The sequence below is a fragment of the Mycobacterium shottsii genome (genome assembly GCF_010728525.1).
GTDB classification, from domain to species: Bacteria; Actinomycetota; Actinomycetes; order Mycobacteriales; family Mycobacteriaceae; genus Mycobacterium; species Mycobacterium marinum.
This window is the reverse complement of the sequence record NZ_AP022572.1, coordinates 4,269,124-4,288,913: the sequence shown is the minus strand read 5'-3', so window position 1 is coordinate 4,288,913 and position 19,790 is coordinate 4,269,124. Positions and strand designations below refer to the sequence as shown.

The following is a 19,790-nucleotide window of genomic DNA, read 5'->3' as shown; positions in this document are numbered from 1 at the left end:
GGGTGCGGCTCATGTCTACTCGTCGTCGTTCATGAACGCCGCGTTGACCAAGGCGTCGAGGTCCATGTCCGCTAGATCTTCCTCGCTGGTCTCCGCGGTCACCGCGGCCTGCCCATTGCCGCCGGTCTCATTTGCCAACGCGAGCAACAGTTCCAGCACCCCGGCTTGGCGCAGGCGCTTGACCGGAATCGAGGCGACCACCCGCTGCAGTTCGGCTTCCCCGGGTGCCTCGGCCGTGGTGTCGCTTTGCGGCGACGCGCCGACCAGTTCCCGGTGCATGTAACCGGCCAAAGCGGCGGAGTTCGGGTAGTCGAAGATGAGCGTGGGCGAAAGCGCCAGCCCCGTCGCCGACTTGAGTCGGTTGCGCATCTCGACCGCGGTCAGCGAATCGAAGCCAAGTTCCTGGAAGGCACGGTCTGGGTCGATCGCGTCCGGGCTGGAGTTGCCCAGCACGGTCGCGATGTGGGAGCGCACCAAGTTCAGCAAGATGGCGTGCTGCTCATCTTCGTGCAGTCCTTCGAGGCGTTGCAGCAGAGCCGATTTCGACTTCGCCGCGGCCAGTGAATCATCGACCTGACGTCGAGTGGGCGCGTTGATCAGATCAACGAACATCGGCGGCAGGGTCCCGCCGTCGAACTTCACCCGCAATGCGGCAAAGTCGATGTGGGCGGGCAACATGAATGGTTCGCCGAGGACCATTGCGGTGTCGAGCAATCCGAGCGCTTCATCGGAGGACATGGCCACGATGCCGTCTCGGGCGAACCGCTTGAAGTCGACCGCTGCCAATCCGCCGGTCATATTGCTGGCCTGATCCCACAGACCCCACCCCAGCGAAATCGCCGGCAGGCCGTGCGCTTGCCGGTGTACGGCCAGCCCATCCAGGAACGAGTTGGCGGCCGCGTAGTTGCCCTGGCCCGACGAACCCACCAGGCCGGCCATCGACGAAAACATCACAAACGCGGACAAATCCATGTCGCGGGTGAGCTCGTGCAGGTTCCACGCCGCATCCACCTTTGCCCGCAGCACCGTTTCCATGCGCTCGGGCGTCAGCGAGGTGACCACCGCGTCATCCAGCGCCCCAGCGGTGTGAATCACGGCGGACAGCGGGTGCTGCACCGGAATATCGGCAATCAGCTTGGCCAGCGCCGCCCGGTCGGCGGCGTCACAGGCGACCATCTGGACTTGGGCGCCAAAGGCGCTCAACTCCTCGGCCAGCTCCGCGGCCCCCGGAGCGTCCGGACCACGCCGACTGACCAGGACCAACTGACGCACCCCGTGGTGAGCCACCACATGGCGGGCCAGCGCCGAGCCTGCCATCCCGGTGCCACCGGTGATGAGTACCGTGCCTGCCGCCCACGCGTCGGGCATGGTCAACACGACCTTGCCGACATGGCGGGCCTGGCTCAGGTAGCGCAAGGCCGCCGGCGCGCGCCGCACGTCAAATGTCATCACCGGAAGAGGCCGCAGCACATCCTCGCTGAACAGCGCGGCGAGCTCGGCGAGGATCTGCGCGATGTGATCCGGCCCTGCCTCGAAGAGGTCGAAGGCCCGGTAACGCACACCGGTGTGCTGCTGGGCGACCACCGCGGCCTCGCGGATGTCGGTCTTGCCCATCTCCAAGAAGACACCGCCGGGGGCAACCAGCCGTAGCGACGCGTCGACGAATTCGCCCGCCAACGAGTCGAGCACCACGTCCATGCCGCGCCCGCCGGTGGCCGCCCGGAACTTGTCATCGAATTCCAGGCTGCGCGAGTCACCGATGTGGTCCTCGTCAAAGCCCATGGCCCGCAACGTGTCCCACTTGCCCTTGCTGGCCGTGGCGAATACCTCGAGACCCCAGTGCCGGGCCAGCTGCACGGCCGCCATGCCGACGCCACCGGTGGCCGCGTGCACCAGGATCCGCTGTCCGGGCTGCACCGAGGCCAAGTCCCGCAGCGCGTAGAAGGCGGTGGCGAACACGACCGAGGTGGTGGCGGCCGCGGTGTCAGACCAACCCGCGGGGATCTTGACCAGCAGCCGGTGGTCGGTAATGGCGATTGTCCCGGTGCCTTCCGGGAACAGACCCACGACCCGGTCGCCCACCGCGAAACGCCCGTCTGTCGAGGCGGTTTCGACGACAACACCGGCGCCTTCCACGCCCATCGCCGCGTCCGGGTCGGGGTAGAGACCCAGCGCGATCATGACGTCGCGGAAGTTTGCGGCCATCGCCGACAAGGCGACCCGAACGTGCCCCGGTTGGAGCGCGGCGTCGGCGTCGGGAATCGTTTCCAGGCGCAGGTTTTCGAACGTGCCCGCGGTGCTCATACCCAAGCGCCACGGGCCATCACCCGGTGGCATCAGCAGGCCGGCAACCGCGCGGCTGCCGTGTACCCGCGCGGTGTACACCTCGCCGTTGCGCCACAGCACCTGCGGCTCGCCGGCGGCCAACACCGCCGCCACAGCATGTTCGTCAAGTTCCGTATCGGTGTCGACCAACACGATTCGACCGGGGTGCTCGGTCTGTGCCGAGCGCACCAATCCCCATACCGCCGAGCCTGCCAGATCGGTGACATCCTCGTCCGGCAGCGCCACCGCGCCGCGCGTGGTGATGACCAATTGCCCTGCCCCATCACGGGACAGCCAGGATCGCAGCACCTCGAGCACGGCGGCGGTGGCCGCATACACACCCGCCACCGCCTCACCGGCCTGAGGCACGGACTCGAACACCACCGAGGCCCCGGGGTCGTCATCGCCTTCGGACTCCGCTGCGCCCCAGATACGTACCGGCACAGGCTGCAATTCGGCCGAGGGCTGCGCCGTCCAATCCACCCCGAACAGGCGATCGGGTCCGGGCCCTGATACCGCAGCCCGCAGCTGCTGATCGGTCACTGGCCTTGCCAGCATCGACGCAACCGAGAGCACCGGTAGTCCCAGCCCATCGGACAATTCGATGGAGACCGCGGATGGCCCCGCGGGCGCGATGCGCGCCCGAACCGCCGAGGCTCCCGCGGCATGCAGCGTCACGCCCTGCCAGGCGAACGGAACCAGGACCGAACCCTCGGGGACCCCGAAATCGTCGGCGCCATCGGAAGCCAGTATCACCGCGTGCAACGCGGCGTCCAGCATCACCGGATGAATACCGAAGCCGGACACCGATACCCCGGCGTCGGCGGGCAAGGCAACCTCGGCGAACACTTCGTCGCCGCGACGCCACATCGCATTCAGGCCACGGAACGCCGGGCCGTAGCCGTACCCACGTTCGGCCAACTGCTGGTATCCGTCGGCGTTTTCCACCTCGACGGCGCCGACCGGCGGCCACGTCGACAGATCGGTGGCCGGCTCCGGCGAACCAGAACCCAGTGAGCCCTCGGCGTGCAGTACCCAGTCCGAGCCGGCGTCGCCACGCGAGTACACCGACACCGCGCGGGCACCAGAGTCATCGGGGCTACCGACTACCACCTGTACCGCGACCGAGCCCCCGGGCGGCAGTACCAGCGGTGCGGCCAGCGTCAGTTCGTCGACCACTCGACAGCCCACCTCGTCGCCGGCGCGAATGGCCAGCTCGACGAAGCCGGCACCCGGGAAGATCACCACACCGCCGACGGCGTGGTCGGCCAGCCAGCCCTGCGCCGCAAGCGACAAGCGGCCGGTGAGCACCACGCCGCCCGATGCGGGGAGCTCCACCACCGCGCCCAGCAGTGCGTGTTCGCCGGCCTGCAGCCCCAAGCCGGCCGCGTCGGCGGCAACTGCATCCCCCGAGAGCCAGAACCGTCGCCGCTCGAAGGCATAGGTCGGCAACTCCACAAAGTTGGACTGCCCCACCACGGCTCGCCAGTCCACGGCGGTGCCGGCGACGAATACCCCTGCCACGGCGCTCACCAGGCTCACCGGCTCCGGTCGATCCTTGCGCAGCGCGGAGGCCGTGGCCACCGGGTTGGTCACCGCAGCATCGGAGAGCACCTCTTCGATCGATGCGGTAAGACCGCTGCTGGGGCCAACTTCCAGGAATCGGGCGGCACCGGCTGACTGCGCGAAGCGGATGCTGTCGGCGAACCGCACCGCATCCCGGACGTGACGCTTCCAGTAGGCCGCCGAGCCGAAGTCCTCTCCGGCCAGCTGCCCTGTCAGGTTGGAAATGATCCCGATGGTGGGCGCACCGACCGTGAGTTCACCGGCCACCGTTGCGAATTCGTCGATCATCGGATCCATCAGCGGCGAGTGGAAGGCATGCGAGACGGCTAGCCGGTGCACCCTGCGGCCGTCGGCGCGAAGCTGCTCGGCCAAGGCGCTCACCGCGTCCTGGGCGCCCGAGATCACCACCGACGCCGGTCCGTTGATGGCCGCGATGGTGACCTGGGCACCGAGTAGCGGCAGAACTTCCTCTTCGGTTGCCTGCACGGCAATCATCGCGCCACCGTCGGGCAGCGCCTGCATGAGCCGGCCGCGCGCGGCCACCAGTACCGCCGCATTCTCCAGCGACAAGACACCGGCGACGTGGGCGGCCGACAATTCACCGACCGAGTGCCCCATCACGAAATCGGGTCGCACACCCCAGGACTCCAGCAGCCGGTACAACGCGACTTCCACGGCGAACAGCGCCGGCTGGGCGAACTCCGTTGTGTTGAGCAGATTTTCGTCGTGGCCCCAGATGACCTCACGCAGTGGGCGCAACAGATGGCGGTCCAGCTCTCCGACAACGGTGTTGAACGCCTCGGCGAAGACCGGGTATCCGGCGTGCAGGCCCATGCCCATTCCCAGCAGCTGGGAGCCTTGGCCGGGGAAGACGAACACCGTCTTACTCGCGGCACCAGCCACACCCCGAATCACCGAAGCCCCACCGAACTCGTCACCGGCCAACTCATCCAACCCGGCCAGCAACCCATCCCGATCAGCCCCAAGCACCACCGCACGATGCTCAAAGGTCGACCGACCCGCCAACGACCACCCCACATCAGCAACATCAAGCTCATCGTGAGACCGCACATGCGCCGCCAACCGCGCCGCCTGCGCCCCCAACGCCGAACCCGACTTCGCCGACACCACCCACGGCACCACCGGCACCGCACCACCAGAGGACCCACCAACCTCAACCCGAGGAGCAGCCTCCACAATCACATGCGCATTAGTGCCACTGATCCCAAACGACGACACCCCCGCACGCCGAACCCGATCCCCCGCCGACTCAGCCGGCCACGGCTGCGCCTCGGTCAACAACTCCACCGCACCCGCCGACCAATCCACATGCGGAGACGGCACATCCACATGCAACGTCGCAGGCAACACCTCATGGCGCATCGCCTGCACCATCTTGATCACACCCGCAACCCCCGCCGCGGCCTGAGTATGACCCATATTCGACTTGATCGACCCCAACCACAACGCTTTTCCAGCCGCCCCAGCCGACCCACGATCCTGCCCATAGGTCGCCAACAACGCCTGCGCCTCAATCGGATCACCCAACGTGGTCCCAGTCCCATGACCCTCGACCACATCAACCTCAGCCGCACTCAACCCCGCATTGGCCAACGCCGCACGCACCACCCGCTGCTGCGACGGACCATTGGGAGCCGTCAACCCATTGGAGGCCCCATCCTGATTCACCGCCGAACCACGCACCAACGCCAACACCGGATGCCCCAACCGCTGCGCATCCGAAAGCCGCTCCACCACCAACATGCCGCCGCCCTCGGAGAACCCGGTGCCGTCGGCCGCGCCCGCGAAGGCTTTGCAGCGTCCATCCGCTGACAATCCACGCCAACGACTGAATTCAACGAAGATGTCCGGGGTGGCATTGATGGTGACGCCGCCGGCCAGCGCCAGATCACACTCACCGGACCGCAACGACTGCACCGCCATATGCAACGCCACCAACGACGACGAACACGCCGTATCCACCGACACCGCCGGGCCCTCCAACCCCAGCACATACGCCACCCGACCCGAAGCCACGCTGGAGAGCTGCCCGGTCAGACGGAAGCCTTCGACGGGTTCGGCAGCGAACACCCCGTAGCCCTGCGTCATCACCCCGGCGAACACACCGGTGGCGCTGCCACGCAAACCGCCCGGCTCAATCCCGGAGCGCTCCAAGGCTTCCCAGGACAGCTCCAGGAACATCCGCTGTTGCGGGTCCATCGCCAGCGCCTCACTGGGCCCAACACCGAAGAAGGCGGGATCGAAATCACCAACTCGGTCTACGAAACCGCCGGTGCGGGTGTAGCAAGCGCCGGGCACGTCAGGATCCGGGTTGAACAGGCCGGCCAGATCCCAGCCTCGGTCTGCCGGGAAGTCAGACAGCACGTCGCGACGAGCCATCAGCATGTCCCACAGGTCGTCCGGCGACTCGATGCCACCGGGGTAGCGACATGACATGCCGACGATCGCGATCGGATCGTCACCGGTGACGCGTACGGCCGGGGTGTGCTTGATCTCTTGCGGGGCACCAGCGAGTTCGGCACGAATGTAGTTGGCCAAACCGTTGGGGGTTGGGTAGTCGAAGATCAACGTCGGCGAAAGCGAAAGTCCGGTAACCGTTTTGATCCGGTTGCGCATTTCGACGGCGGTCAGCGAGTCAAAGCCCAGCTCCTGGAACGCCTTGTCCGGGTCGATGGCCTCGGGCGTGATGGTGCCCAGCACGGTGGCGATGTGCGACCGCACCAAGTCCAGTACCACGGCGTGCTGCTCGGGCTCCGGTAGTCCGTGCAGGCGATGTGCCAGCGCGGATTTCGATTTCGCCGCGGCCAATGCGTCGTCGACCTGACGCCGGGTCGGAGCGCTGACCAGATCACTGAACATCGGCGGTACCGCCACCGCGTGAGCGCGCAGTGCGGTCAGATCTATCCGGGCCGGAGCCAGGAACGCCTGGTTGACGATGAGGGCGGTGTCGAACAGTTCCATTGCCGAATCGGAGGACAGCGCCAAGACACCCTCACGACCCAGCCGGGCCCGGTCGGCGGCATCCATTCCACCGGTCATGTCGCTGGCCTGATCCCACAGGCCCCAGCCCAGCGAAATAGCCGGCACGCCGTGCGCCCGTCGATGTGCGGCCAGGCCGTCGACGAACGTGTTGGCCGCCGCATAGTTGGCCTGGCCCGAAGATCCGACCACGCCGGCCATTGATGAAAATATCACGAACGCAGAAAGATCCAGATCACGAGTCAACTCGTGCAGGTTCCACGCGGCATCGACTTTGGCTCGCAGCACCGTGTCGACACGTTCGGGGGTCAGCGAAGAAATCACCGCGTCATCAAGCACACCACCGGCGTGGACCACGGCGGACAGCGGCCGCTGCGCGGGAATCTCGGCGATCACCTTGGCCAGCGCCGGACGGTCGGCCGCGTCACAGGCCACCACCTCGACCTGTGCTCCGGCAGCGCTCAACTCGGCTACCAGCTCGGTGGCCCCCGGTGCGGCGGGGCCCCGCCGGCTGATGAGCACCAGATGGGCCACGCCGTGGTGGGCCACCAGGTGCCGCGCGAGCGCCGAACCCGCCATGCCGGTTCCACCGGTGATTAATACCGTTCCGCCACCCAGCGCACCACCTTGGTCGGCAGGCATGGTCATCACGACCTTGCCGATGTGGCGGGCCTGGCTCAGGTAGCGCAACGCCGCCGGGCCGCGCCGCACGTCGAAGGCCGTGACCGGCAGTGGCCGCAGCACTCCGGCGTCGAACAGCCCGGCCAGGTCGAGCATGTACTGGTGCATGCGCGGGCGACCGGGTTCGAACAGGTCGAATGCGCGATAGCGCACGCCCGGATATTCCTGGGCGATGACGCCGGGGTCGCGGATGTCGGTCTTGCCCATCTCCAGGAACACCCCGCCAGGGCCCAGCAGGCGCAGCGAAGCATCCACGAATTCGCCGGCCAGCGAGTCCAGCACCACATCGACGCCACGGCCGCCGGTGACCTCGCGGAATTTCTCCTCGAATTCCAGGCTGCGCGAATCCGAGATGTGGTCTTCGTCAAAGCCCATGGCCCGCAAGATGTCCCATTTGCCCTTGCTGGCGGTGGCGTACACCTCCAGACCCAGGTGCCGGGCCAACTGCACGGCCGCCATGCCCACCCCGCCGGTCGCGGCGTGGACCAGTACCCGTTGGCCTGGCTGGACATTGGCCAGGTGCACGAACGCGTAGTAAGCGGTGGTGAAAACGGCTGAGATTGCGGCCGCTTCAGCGTAGGACCAGTCGGCGGGCTTGGGCAGCAATAGCCTGACGTCGCCGGCCACCAACGTGCCGCTGCCGTCCGGGAAGAATCCGTATACCGCATCGCCGACCGCGAATTCGGTTACTTCCGGCCCGATTTCGACGACAACGCCGGCACCTTCGCCGCCGATCAAGGCGTCGTGGGTGAACATGCCCAGCGTGATCATGATGTCGCGGAAGTTGGCGGCGATGGCGCGCATGGCCACCCGCACCTGGCCCGGGCCCAGCGGCGCGCCGGCATTGGGAACCGGCTCCAGCTGCAAATTCTCGAAGGTTCCTGCACTGCTCAGCCCCAACCGCCACGGCCCGTCGGCAGGCGGCACCAGGATGCCGTCTGCGGCGCGGCTGGCGTGCACCCGCGCCGTATAGGGCTGCCCGTTGCGCAGCAATACTTGTGGTTCGCCGACCGCCAGGGCCGTCGCTACCGCCGCAGCGTCGACCGCAGCGTCGGAATCAACCAGGACCAGCCGGCCTGGGTTCTCGGTCTGCGCCGAGCGCACCAATCCCCATACCGCCGCGCCGGCCAGATCGGTGACGTCCTCGCCGGCCAGCGCCATGGCGCCCCGGGTGGCCACCACCAGCACGCCCGAATCATGTTCGGTCAGCCACGACTGCACAGCCGCCAGCGCCTGATGGGTGCGCTGATAGGTCCCGCTGAGCGGATCTCCTTCAGCCGCAACGGATTCAAAGAGTTCATAGGCGGGTGCCGCATCGGTGGCGGCAACCGTCATCGGCGTCCAGACCACCTCGAACAGCCGGTCTGGACCGGATGCGGACACCACGGCGCGCATCTGCTGCTCGGTTACCGGGCGGGCCACCATCGCCTTGACCGAAAGCACCGGCAGACCAAGGTCGTCGGCGAGTTCCACCGAGACCGACGAGGGGCTAACCGGCGCGATCCGTACCCGCACCGCCGCGGCCCCCGCCGCGTGCAGAGACACGCCCTGCCAGGAGAACGGCAACACCAGCTCCGCGTCGGGATTGGCGATCACCGCGGTGTGCAGCGCGGCATCCAGCAGCGCCGGGTGCACGCCGAAACCGCTGGTAGATCCGGCCGCCTCGGGCAACCGGACTTCGGCGAACAGCTCCTCGCCACGCGCCCACATCGCAGTCAGTCCACGGAACGCGGGCCCATACCCGTACCCACGTGCATCCAGCCGCTCGTACCCGTCAGCCACGTCGACCGCGATGGCTCCAGCGGGAGGCCAGGCCGACAGGTCGGCCGCGGGCTGGGCGGAGTCGGCGCCCAGGGTTCCCTCGGCGTGGCAGACCCACACCGAGCCGGCATCGGTGTCGCTGCGGGAGTAGATCGAAACGCTGCGCTCCGCCGAATCGGCGGCGGCACCGACGACCACCTGTACCGCAACCGAACCCGATGCCGGGAGTACCAGCGGCGTGCGCAGTGTGAGCTCGTTGACCACCGAGCAGCCGACTTCGTCGCCGGCCCGGATTGCCAGCTCGACAAACCCGGTGCCGGGAAACACCACTACCCCCGACACCGCGTGATCGGCCAGCCAGCCGTGCGCGCCGAGCGCCAAGCGGCCGGTCAACACGACACCGCCCGATTCCGGAAGCTCCACGACAGCGCCCAGCAGCGCATGCCCGCCGGCGCTCAACCCCAGTCCGGATGCGTCGACGCTGACGCCCTCTCCGGAGAGCCAAAAGCGCCGCTTCTCAAAGGCATACGTGGGAAGCTCGACCAGACCGGCGCCGTCGAGCAGGCCGCGCCAGTCCACATTCACGCCGGCCACGAAGGCCGCGGCGGCCGACGCCAGGAATCGCTGCAGCCCACCGTCTTCCCGACCCAAGGTGGGCACGACGATGGGGTCGGCACCGGAATCGGCCGCGCAGTTGCGGTAGGTGTCCTCGATACCGGCGATCAGCGCGGGGTGCGGGCTGGATTCGATGAAGGTGCGGTATCCGTGGCCACACGCGCTGCGCACGGCCTGGTCGAACTGCACCGTCTGCCGGATGTTGCGATACCAGTACTCGGCATCCAATTCTGCTGTGTCCAAGCGACTTCCGGTCACCGACGAGAAGAACGCGGTCCGCGACGAAAGCGGCTCGATCCCGGCCAGAACTTCGGTCAGCTGGCCTTCGATCGCCTCCACCTCGACCGAGTGCGACGCATAGTCCACGTCGATGCGACGGGTGCGCAGCTCCCGGTCCGCGCACTGCGGGATCAGTTCCTCGAGCGCTGCCACCTCGCCGGAGACCACTACGGCCGAGGGGCCGTTGATGGCGGCGATGCTGACCCGATTGCCAAAGGGCTCCAACAACTCCCGCGCCTGTTGCTCGCCACAGGCCACCGACACCATGCCGCCCGGTCCGGCCAGTCCGACAAGCAGCTTGCTGCGCAGGGTGACCACCTTGGCGGCATCGCGCAACGACAGCGCACCGGCCACGTATGCGGCAGCGATCTCGCCCTGGGAGTGCCCGATGACGGCATCCGGGCGCACCCCGACCGACTTCCACAGTTCGGCCAGCGACACCATCACCGCAAACAGCACCGGCTGCACGACGTCGACCCGGTCAAGCCCGGGCGCCCCCGCAGCGCCGCGGAGCACGTCGAGCAGCGACCAGTCGACGAATTCCGCGAGGGCCTGGCCGCATGACTCGATGTGGCGCGCGAAGACCGGTGCGGTGTCGAGCAATTCGATACCCATGCCGATCCACTGGGAGCCTTGGCCGGGGAGGACGAACACCGTCTTACCCGCGGCACCAGCCACACCCCGAATCACCGAAGCCCCACCGAACTCGTCACCGGCCAACTCATCCAACCCGGCCAGCAACCCATCCCGATCAGCCCCAAGCACCACCGCACGATGCTCAAAGGTCGACCGACCCGCCAACGACCACCCCACATCAGCAACATCAAGCTCATCGTGAGACCGCACATGCGCCGCCAACCGCGCCGCCTGCGCCCCCAACGCCGAACCCGACTTCGCCGACACCACCCACGGCACCACCGGCACCGCACCACCAGAGGACCCACCAACCTCAACCCGAGGAGCAGCCTCCACAATCACATGCGCATTAGTGCCACTGATCCCAAACGACGACACCCCCGCACGCCGAACCCGATCCCCCGCCGTCTCAGCCGGCCACGGCTGCGCCTCGGTCAACAACTCCACCGCACCCGCCGACCAATCCACATGCGGAGACGGCACATCCACATGCAACGTCGCAGGCAACACCTCATGGCGCATCGCCTGCACCATCTTGATCACACCCGCAACCCCCGCCGCGGCCTGAGTATGACCCATATTCGACTTGATCGACCCCAACCACAACGCTTTTCCAGCCGCCCCAGCCGCCCCAGCCGCCCCAGCCGCCCCAGCCGCCCCAGCCGACCCGCGATCCTGCCCATAGGTCGCCAACAATGCCTGCGCCTCAATCGGATCACCCAACGTGGTCCCAGTCCCATGACCCTCGACCACATCAACCTCAGCCGCACTCAACCCCGCATTGGCCAACGCCGCACGCACCACCCGCTGCTGCGACGGACCATTGGGAGCCGTCAACCCATTGGAGGCCCCATCTTGATTCACCGCCGAACCACGCACCAACGCCAACACCGGATGCCCCAACCGCTGCGCATCCGAAAGCCGCTCCACCACCAATATGGCGCCGCCCTCGGACCAGCCGACCCCGTCGGCGGCGCCCGCATAGGCTTTGCTGCGCCCGTCCGGCGCCAGCCCACGATGCCGGCTGAACTCCACGAAGACCGTCGGGGTGGCATTGACGGTGGCACCGCCGGCCAGCGCCAGATCACACTCACCGGACCGCAACGACTGCACCGCCATATGCAACGCCACCAACGACGACGAACACGCCGTATCCACCGACACCGCCGGGCCCTCCAACCCCAGCACATACGCCACCCGACCCGAAGCCACGCTGGAGGTCATGCCCGTCAGGCGGTAGCCCTCGATCTCCTCGGCGAACATGCCGTAGCCCTGGACGATCAGTCCGGCGAACACACCGGTGGCGCTGCCGCGCAAGCCGGTCGGATCGATGCCGGAGCGCTCCAGTGCCTCCCAGGACAGCTCCAGCAGCATCCGGTGCTGCGGGTCCATCGCCAGCGCCTCGCTGGGGGCGATACCGAAAAAGCCGGGGTCGAAGTCGGCCACGGCGTCGACGAAGCCGCCGGTGCTCGCGTAGGACTTGTGCGGCGTGTCCGGATCCGGGTCGAATAGGTCGGCCAGATCCCACCCGCGGTCGGTGGGAAAGTCCGACATCACGTCGCGGCCCTCGGCCACCATCTGCCACAGGCCTTCGGGGGAATCCACCCCGCCCGGGAAACGGCATGACATTCCGACGATCGCGATCGGCTCACTCGACCGCTCCAGCAGCGCACGATTGGTGCGCTTGAGGCGCTCAACCTGGACCAGCGCTTTGCGCAACGCTTCGGTCGCATGCTGAAGTTGATCAACCATTACTGACCTCGCCTAACCCTCATCTAGCAATTGGTCGTCGACCGCCGGCCTTCGCCGGATCACGGAAGTTGCTGCACGAAGCGATGTCGCTGCATTTTCGACCACCGTCGTGCTGCGTTCCGACCGAAGAATGTCGCTGGTGAGTATCGCCAACTCCGGCAAGATTTCAAAACGTCCAATAGTCCCAGCTATTTGCGAAACGGGCGGGCGCCAATGCGGCCGGATAACCCGTGGGCTGGATTTCCGTTGCACTGTGGTCCCGTATACCCCTGCGTACACCAGGCCCGCCGTCCATGGCGCGACTTTACCCGGCGCGCCGAGGCCAAACGGTCAGACACCCACTCGGCGCCAGCCGTCGGCGGCCCTGGCGGCCCGCAGCAGCTCGTCGCACAACTCACGCAGCTCGTCGACGCCGGCTCCCTCGTCAAGCGCGGTGGCGACGTCCTCGGCTGCGCATCGCACCTGGTAAACGCGATCCGACAGGTCGGCCGCCTCGTCCGCCGACAACACCACGGCATCGGCCGGCAGCGCCAATGCGGCCCCCGCATCGCCCCGGGTCATCATGGCCCGTTGCTCGTAGGCCCGCTGCCGGCATGACTGCCGGCAGTACTGACGACGACGGCCCATACCCGCGTCGGTGACGTCACGGCCGCACCAGCGGCATGGTTGAGGGCGAGGACGACGACTCACGCCTGCCGACTTTAGTCGGCCCCGCTCGACGCACTCGGTATCATTAATGGTCGCGTCGTGCGCCCGGGAACTATGTAGCCGGTCGCGACGTTTGGCAATCGGAAAGAATCACCAGTACGGAGCCCACCAGCTCGATGATCCGGAGGAGTAGCGGCGATGGCTGATCGTGTCCTTAGAGGCAGTCGATTGGGGGCCGTAAGTTACGAAACCGACCGCAACCACGACCTCGCCCCGCGTCAGATTGCTCGGTACCGCACCGAGAACGGCGAAGAGTTCCAGGTGCCGTTCGCCGACGATGCCGAGATTCCCGGCACCTGGCTGTGCAAGAACGGCATGGAAGGCACCCTGATCGAGGGTGATCTGCCGGAGCCGAAGAAGGTCAAGCCGCCGCGCACGCACTGGGACATGCTGCTCGAGCGTCGCTCGGTCGAAGAGCTCGAAGAGCTGCTCAAGGAACGTGTTGACCTGATCCGGTCGCGTCGCCGCGGCTGATGCCGCGGCCGGACCGCCGGCTAGCTGTGGTCGTGGGTGTGGGCTCGGTCGCCCCCACCCTCAGAACCCGCGAACCTGCCCTTGACGCCCCACCGGGTGACTTTGAACAGCGCCTCGCGGATGTTGGACCCGCTCATCTTCGATACACCGATCTCGCGTTCGGTGAAGGTAATGGGAACCTCGACGACGACGAAGCCGCTGTTCACGCTGCGCCAGGTCATCTCGATCTGGAAGCAGTAGCCCTTGGAGTCGACGCTGGCGAGGTCGATCTTCTCCAGCACCTCACGGCGGTAGGCGCGGTAGCCGGCGGTGATGTCATGCACCCCAATGCCGAGCGCGAGCCGCGAATAGGTGTTGGCCGTCTTGGACAAGGCCAGGCGCCGCCACGGCCAGTTTCGTACCGTGCCCCCGGGGACATAGCGCGAACCGATGGACAGGTCCGCACCGGCGTCGACGGCGTCCAGCAGGCGGTGTAGCTGTTCGGGCGCGTGGCTGCCGTCGGCGTCCATCTCGACCAGCACCGAGTACCCCCGGCTCAAGCCCCAGGCGAACCCTTCCAGGTAGGCAGCACCCAGGCCGTTCTTGGCCGTGCGATGCAGGACATGAATGCGATCGGGATCGGCGGCGACCAGCTCGTCGGCAAGCCGCCCGGTGCCGTCGGGGCTGTTGTCATCGACGATCAGCACGTGTACGTGCGGGCACGCGTCGACCACCCGCCGATGGATCAGGGGGAGGTTCTCCCGCTCGTTGTAGGTGGGAATGATCACCAGGGTGCGCTCGCTGGGACGAGGTCCCGGGCTCTGCGGCGCAGGTTGGCCGGTGGTCATGTAGCTCCTTATATGTCGCCCGAAATCAGGTTGAGTGGTGGCCGCCCGCCTCAGGCGGGGTGCCGGTTGCTGTCTGCAGGTCGTCCTCGGATTCGTTCCGGGACGCCGCGCCCGAGTCGTCAGCTTCGTCCTGGGGCGCATCGGACTGATCAGCTTCGCCCGCGGGCCCGGACCGCCGACGCGTCGGACGCGGGAACCACCCATTGTGCCGCATCGCGACCAGAATCAGCACGCCAGCCGCCCCTACCATCAGCCATTGCAGGATCGGAGCCCAGCGTGTTGCCGGGGTGAGTCTGGTCTTGAGACGGACCTGTATGTCCAGATACGCGGGCTCGAAGAAATCGGTCCGAACCAGCTCGCGGCCGTCTGGCGCTATCACCGCGCTGATTCCGGTGGTGCCGGCGACCACCACATATCGGTCGTGTTCGACGGCCCTCACCTTCGCAAAGGCCAACTGCTGCTCGCTCATCGTCTTGTTGAACGTGGCGTTGTTGCTGGGCACGGCCAGCAGTTGGGCCCCGTTTCGGACGGCCTTTCGCGGAGCCCTGTCAAAGATCACTTCCCAACAGGTCGACACGCCCACCGGTACGCCTGCGATGTTCACCACATCCGAACCCGGCCGGGGTACGAAGTGCCCGGCCCGGTCGGCATACCCGGAAAGATGCCGGAACAGCCACGGCATGGGCAGATATTCGCCGAATGGCTGCACGATTTCCTTGTCGTGGCGGTCGCCCGGTCCGGTGGTGGGATTCCAGACCAGCACGGTGTTGGTGTACTCCGCGTTCTCCGGGTTCTTCTGGCTGCTGCCGGGCGCGTCGAGCACCGTTCCGACCAGGATCGGCGCTCCGATCGCCACGGCGGCCTTCGAGATCTGCTGCGCAGCGTCGGGGTTGATGAGTGGATCGATATCCGAAGAGTCCTCCGGCCAGATGACGAACTGCGGCTGCGGAGCTAGGCCGGCTCGGACGTCCTCGGCCAGCTCGAGTGTCTCGCGGACGTGGTTGTCCAGGACCGCGCGACGCTGCGCATTGAAGTCCAGACCCAGCCGGGGCACGTTGCCCTGGACCACCGCGACGGTGATGGTGGGTTCTCCGCCGGATCCCGCACCGGCGTGGCGCACCTGCGGCCACACAATGACCGCGGCGAACAACACCAGACAGACGGTGATACCCGGCAGCAGGACCGCGGGGGGCTTGGCCGGCTCGGGGTCGGCCTGCGGAGCGGCCGGGCTGCCGGTGCGCCACCACTTCTCGATCTCCAGGGCGATAGCGGCAAAGCTGGAGCCCACCAGCACTATCCCGGTGGACAGCAGCGGCACACCGCCGAGCTGCGCCAACGGCAGCAGCGGCCCGTCAACCTGGCCGAACGACACCGATCCCCAGGGGAAACCGCCGAACGGAACGATCGACTTCAGCCATTCTTGTGCGCCCCACAGCACCGCGAACCAGATCGGCCAGCCCGGCAATCGGCGCACCACGACCGCCGACAGGCCGAACAAACCCGGGAACAGCGCCGAGGTGGTGGCCAGCACCAGCCAGGGCACCGGCCCCACCAACGTCCCGATCCACGGCAGCAGCGGCACGAAACAGGCCAACCCGAACACGAATCCATAGCCCAGCCCACCGACAGGGGTGGTGGCTGGGTGCATCAGCACCCAGGTCAGCAGCGCCACCGAGACGATGGCAGCCCACCACCATTTGGTGGGCGGGAAGCTGGCATACATCAGGAATCCGGCGACAAGCGACACCACCAACCGCACCAGCCGCGGGCGAGTTGCGGCCCACAGGCCGGGCAGTCGAGCCGCCGCTCCGGCGCCAAATGCCACCAGCCCTTGGCGCGCGGCAGTTCCGAGCCGAACGGCAGCGCTCGGCCCGGCGCTCACCTGCGTGGTCTCGGCCTCGGTCTCGGAATCCTGCACCTCGTCCTGCGCCTCGTCCTGCTCGTCGGCGAGATCGTCGGCGATCGCGGCGTCATCGCCCGGGTCAGCGGTATCGGCGTCGGGCTGTCGTCCATCGCCTAGCTGACCTGTTTGGTCAACGCCGGGCTCAGGTTGCACAACCTCCGGATTGTCCTCTTGAGCATCCACAGGCAGCCTTTCGCGACCGAGCCAGTCCCTAGCCATAAATGACCGCACCTCGATGCACGGTTTGACGACACCGCGGCAGCGGATCCGCCGGATCCAGCCGCGGCAGCGCGGGCACGCGCGACCGCGGGTCGGTAGACCAACGCTGGACGGCATCGCGGGGTGCGCTCACGGTCAGAGCGCCGGCGTCCCACACGGCGTACGAAGCGGGCGCCCCGGGAACCAGGGTTCCGGTCTTTCCGTCCCGCACGCCCGCGGCCCGCCAGCCGCCGCGCGTTGCTGCCGCGAACGCCGCCCGCGCTGACACCGCGCTGCCCGCGGTGTGGTGGTTGACCGCCGCACGCACGCTCGCCCAGGGGTCAAACCCGGTGACGGGTGCGTCGGAACCAAACGCGAGGGGCACGCCTTGGGATGCTAACAGCGCAAGCGGATTGAGCAGGCGAGCTCGCTTCGGACCAAGGCGCCGGGCGTACATGCCCCTAGCGCCTCCCCACAGCGCGTCAAAGTTTGGCTGCACGCTGGCGATGATGCCCCACGCGCCCAGCTTCGCCGCTTGTTCAGCGGTGACCATCTCGGCGTGTTCCAAGCGGTGGCCGCAACGAGCCACGGAGACCACCCCGAGGTCGGCCACGACCCGCTCGAACGCGTCGACCACTGTCGCGACGGCGGCATCACCGATGACGTGAAATCCTGCGGTCACTTCCGCCTCGGTGCAGGCTCGCGCGTGTGCTTCCACCGCTGGCCCGTCGAGGTGGCAGGTTCCGACGCAGCCGGGCTGATCGGCATAGGGCTCATGCAGCCAGGCGGTGCGCGACCCGAGCGCCCCGTCCACGAAGAGATCACCGGCCAGGCCGCGCGCGCCCGTTTCGGCCATCAGCGTGCGCGCCTGGGCGGCAGTGGTGACCGCCTCACCCCAGTAGCCGATCACCTCGACACCGTGCGGCAGGGCGGAGAGCTGCAGCCAGTCGTCGAGGCCACCGATTTCGGGGCCGCCGCACTCATGCACCGCGACGATGCCGGCGGCCGCCAGCGACCCCAGCGCCGCGGTCCGCGCCTCGGCAAGCTGTGGTTGGGTCAGCAGATCGCGGGCGCGGGCGCGGACCAGGTGGTGGGCTTCGCCGGTCAGGGGCCCCTGCTCGGTGAACCCGGCGGCCTCCGACAGCTGCGGGACCAGCCGGCGCAGGCCCGAGGAGGCCAGCGCGGAATGGACGTCGACTCGAGCCAGGTATGCGGGCCGCTCACCGAGCACCGCGTCGAGTTGAGCGGTGCTGGGGGCGATGTGCTGCGGCCATGCCGACTCATCCCAGCCATGGCCCCACAGCGGCTGGCCCGGGTGCGCCGCGGCGTGGTCGGCAGCCAACTGCAGGCACTCCGCCAGTGAGCTCGCGGGCCGCAGGTCCAGCCCACTGATCGTCAGACCGGTCGCGGTCAGGTGGATGTGGCTGTCCACGAACCCCGGCGCAACCAATCCGCCGTCGAGATCCTCTACCTGCGCATCGGGGAACTGGTTGCGGCCGACGTCGTCGCTGCCCAGCCAGGCAACGGTATCGCCGCGCACCGCCATGGCGGTGGCGTCAGGATGCGTCGGGCTGTAAACCCGGCCCTTGACCAGCAGCTTGGTGGAAATCCGCGTCACACCGCAAAACTACGTGGGCGGGCCGGCCAGCTACCTGGCACCCGGCGCCGAGCGGTGGCGCGTCGAGCTACGCACGTTTCCGAAACTGTCGAAGCGAGTGAAGCCGTTGAATCGATCGAAACCATCGAAATCATCGAATTCGTCCAATTCGTCGACCTCGACCACCGCCCGCGGCAAGGTCGGCGGCTCACCATCGATGACGTCGATAACCTCGCCGTCGATGAAGTCGCGCTGCTCACGGGCGTTGCGGCGGTTGAACGCATCAGCCATGCTCGCCGCCGCGGCGCCGGTCAGCGGCACCCGTCGCAGCAAACCTCGCACCGCGATAGCGGTCAGGCCGGGACGGGCTGCGGCCCGGATCGGCGGGGCCAGCAGCAACAACCCGAACACGGTGGTGACCAGTCCGGGAACCAGCACCAGCCCGGTGGCCACGGCAACCAGCGCGCCGTCGCTGAGCACGCTTCGCGGTTCCTGCAGGCCGGAGCGCAACTGCCCGAGCTGACGGCTCAGCTGCCAGCCGCCCATTGGGGCCCAGAGCACCAACCCCAGGACGAAGCTGGCCAACAGCACCAGAACTGCCCAGGCGAACCCGATCGCTGCCGTAAGCCCAATCAGTGCCATGAGCTCGACAACGGCGTAGATGAGAATTAGCCGACCTACCATGTGACGCCAACGTATGGGAACTGCGCCCGAATTCCGCGTACGGTCGCAACACGGCTGCAGTTAGATGACGCTATGACGACGATTGATATCGACACCCCCGCCGGACCAATCGACGCACTGCTGGGCGTTCCCACCGGAGAGGGTCCGTGGCCGGGGGTAGTCGTGGTCCACGACGCGATCGGTTATGCCCCCGACAACGAGGCGATTTCCGAGCGCATCGCTGCGGCAGGCTACCTGGCGCTGACTCCCAACATGTATGCGCGCGGCGGCCGCGCTCGTTGCATTACCCGCGTCTTCCGCGAGCTCTTGACCAAGCGGGGCCGCGCGCTCGATGACATCTTGGCCGCCCGCGACCACCTATTGGCCATGGCCGAATGCTCCGGCCAGGTCGGCATCGCGGGCTTCTGTATGGGCGGTCAATTCGCCTTGATCCTGTCACCCAAAGGCTTTGGCGCATCGGCACCGTTTTATGGCACCCCGCTGCCGCGCCACCTCAGCGAGACGCTCGACGGGGCGTGTCCGATCGTGGCGAGCTTTGGCAACCGCGACCCGCTGGGCCTGGGCGCACCCAGCCGGTTACGCGAAGTGACCCAGGCCAAACAGATCCCCGCCGACATCAAGGGCTATCCGGGTGCCGGGCACAGCTTCGCCAACAAGCTTCCCCGACAACCGCTGCTGCACATCACCGGCTTCGGCTACAACGAAGCCGCGACCGAAGACGCGTGGGGCCGGGTCTTCGCGTTCTTCGGCGAGCACCTGGCCGCCGGGACTTCGCGGGGCTGAG

Annotated in this window: 5 protein-coding genes and 2 pseudogenes; 2 read left to right on the top strand and 5 right to left on the bottom strand. The window is 67.5% G+C overall.

Annotation, left to right across the window (positions count from 1 at the left end; genetic code table 11):
- Positions 1 to 15: 15 nt before the first annotated feature.
- Together G6N41_RS19835 and G6N41_RS19830 are read right to left on the bottom strand one after the other, a co-directional pair.
- Positions 16 to 12,615, bottom strand: a complete 12,600-nt coding sequence (locus tag G6N41_RS19835) for a type I polyketide synthase (protein WP_198965454.1) — start codon at positions 12,613 to 12,615, stop codon at positions 16 to 18.
- A 330-nt stretch (positions 12,616 to 12,945) separates the two neighbouring features.
- Positions 12,946 to 13,305, bottom strand: a complete 360-nt coding sequence (locus tag G6N41_RS19830; protein ID WP_081651020.1) for a hypothetical protein — start codon at positions 13,303 to 13,305, stop codon at positions 12,946 to 12,948.
- Between the two features lie 156 nt (positions 13,306 to 13,461).
- Between G6N41_RS19830 and rbpA the strand changes: the two genes are divergently transcribed.
- The gene (rbpA, locus tag G6N41_RS19825; RefSeq protein WP_198965453.1) at positions 13,462 to 13,797 is read left to right on the top strand and encodes an RNA polymerase-binding protein RbpA; all 336 of its coding nucleotides are present in this window, start codon (positions 13,462 to 13,464) and stop codon (positions 13,795 to 13,797) included.
- A gap of 20 nt (positions 13,798 to 13,817) precedes the next feature.
- On the opposite strand, the pseudogene lnt reads toward rbpA, so the two are convergent.
- From lnt to G6N41_RS19805, 3 genes and pseudogenes are all read right to left on the bottom strand, one after another.
- Positions 13,818 to 16,746, bottom strand: a pseudogene (lnt, locus tag G6N41_RS19815) (apolipoprotein N-acyltransferase).
- Complete coding sequence (locus G6N41_RS19810) at positions 16,739 to 18,343, bottom strand: amidohydrolase (protein ID WP_198965451.1); 1,605 nt, start codon at positions 18,341 to 18,343, stop codon at positions 16,739 to 16,741. Before G6N41_RS19810 ends, lnt begins: the two are co-directional and overlap by 8 nt.
- A 156-nt stretch (positions 18,344 to 18,499) precedes the next feature.
- Positions 18,500 to 19,006: pseudogene (locus G6N41_RS19805) on the bottom strand (FxsA family protein); the annotation flags it as partial.
- A 72-nt stretch (positions 19,007 to 19,078) separates the two neighbouring features.
- Here G6N41_RS19805 and G6N41_RS19800 point away from each other — a divergent pair.
- Positions 19,079 to 19,789, top strand: a complete 711-nt coding sequence (locus G6N41_RS19800; protein WP_198965449.1) for a dienelactone hydrolase family protein — start codon at positions 19,079 to 19,081, stop codon at positions 19,787 to 19,789.
- The last annotated feature ends 1 nt before the right edge of the window (position 19,790 follow it).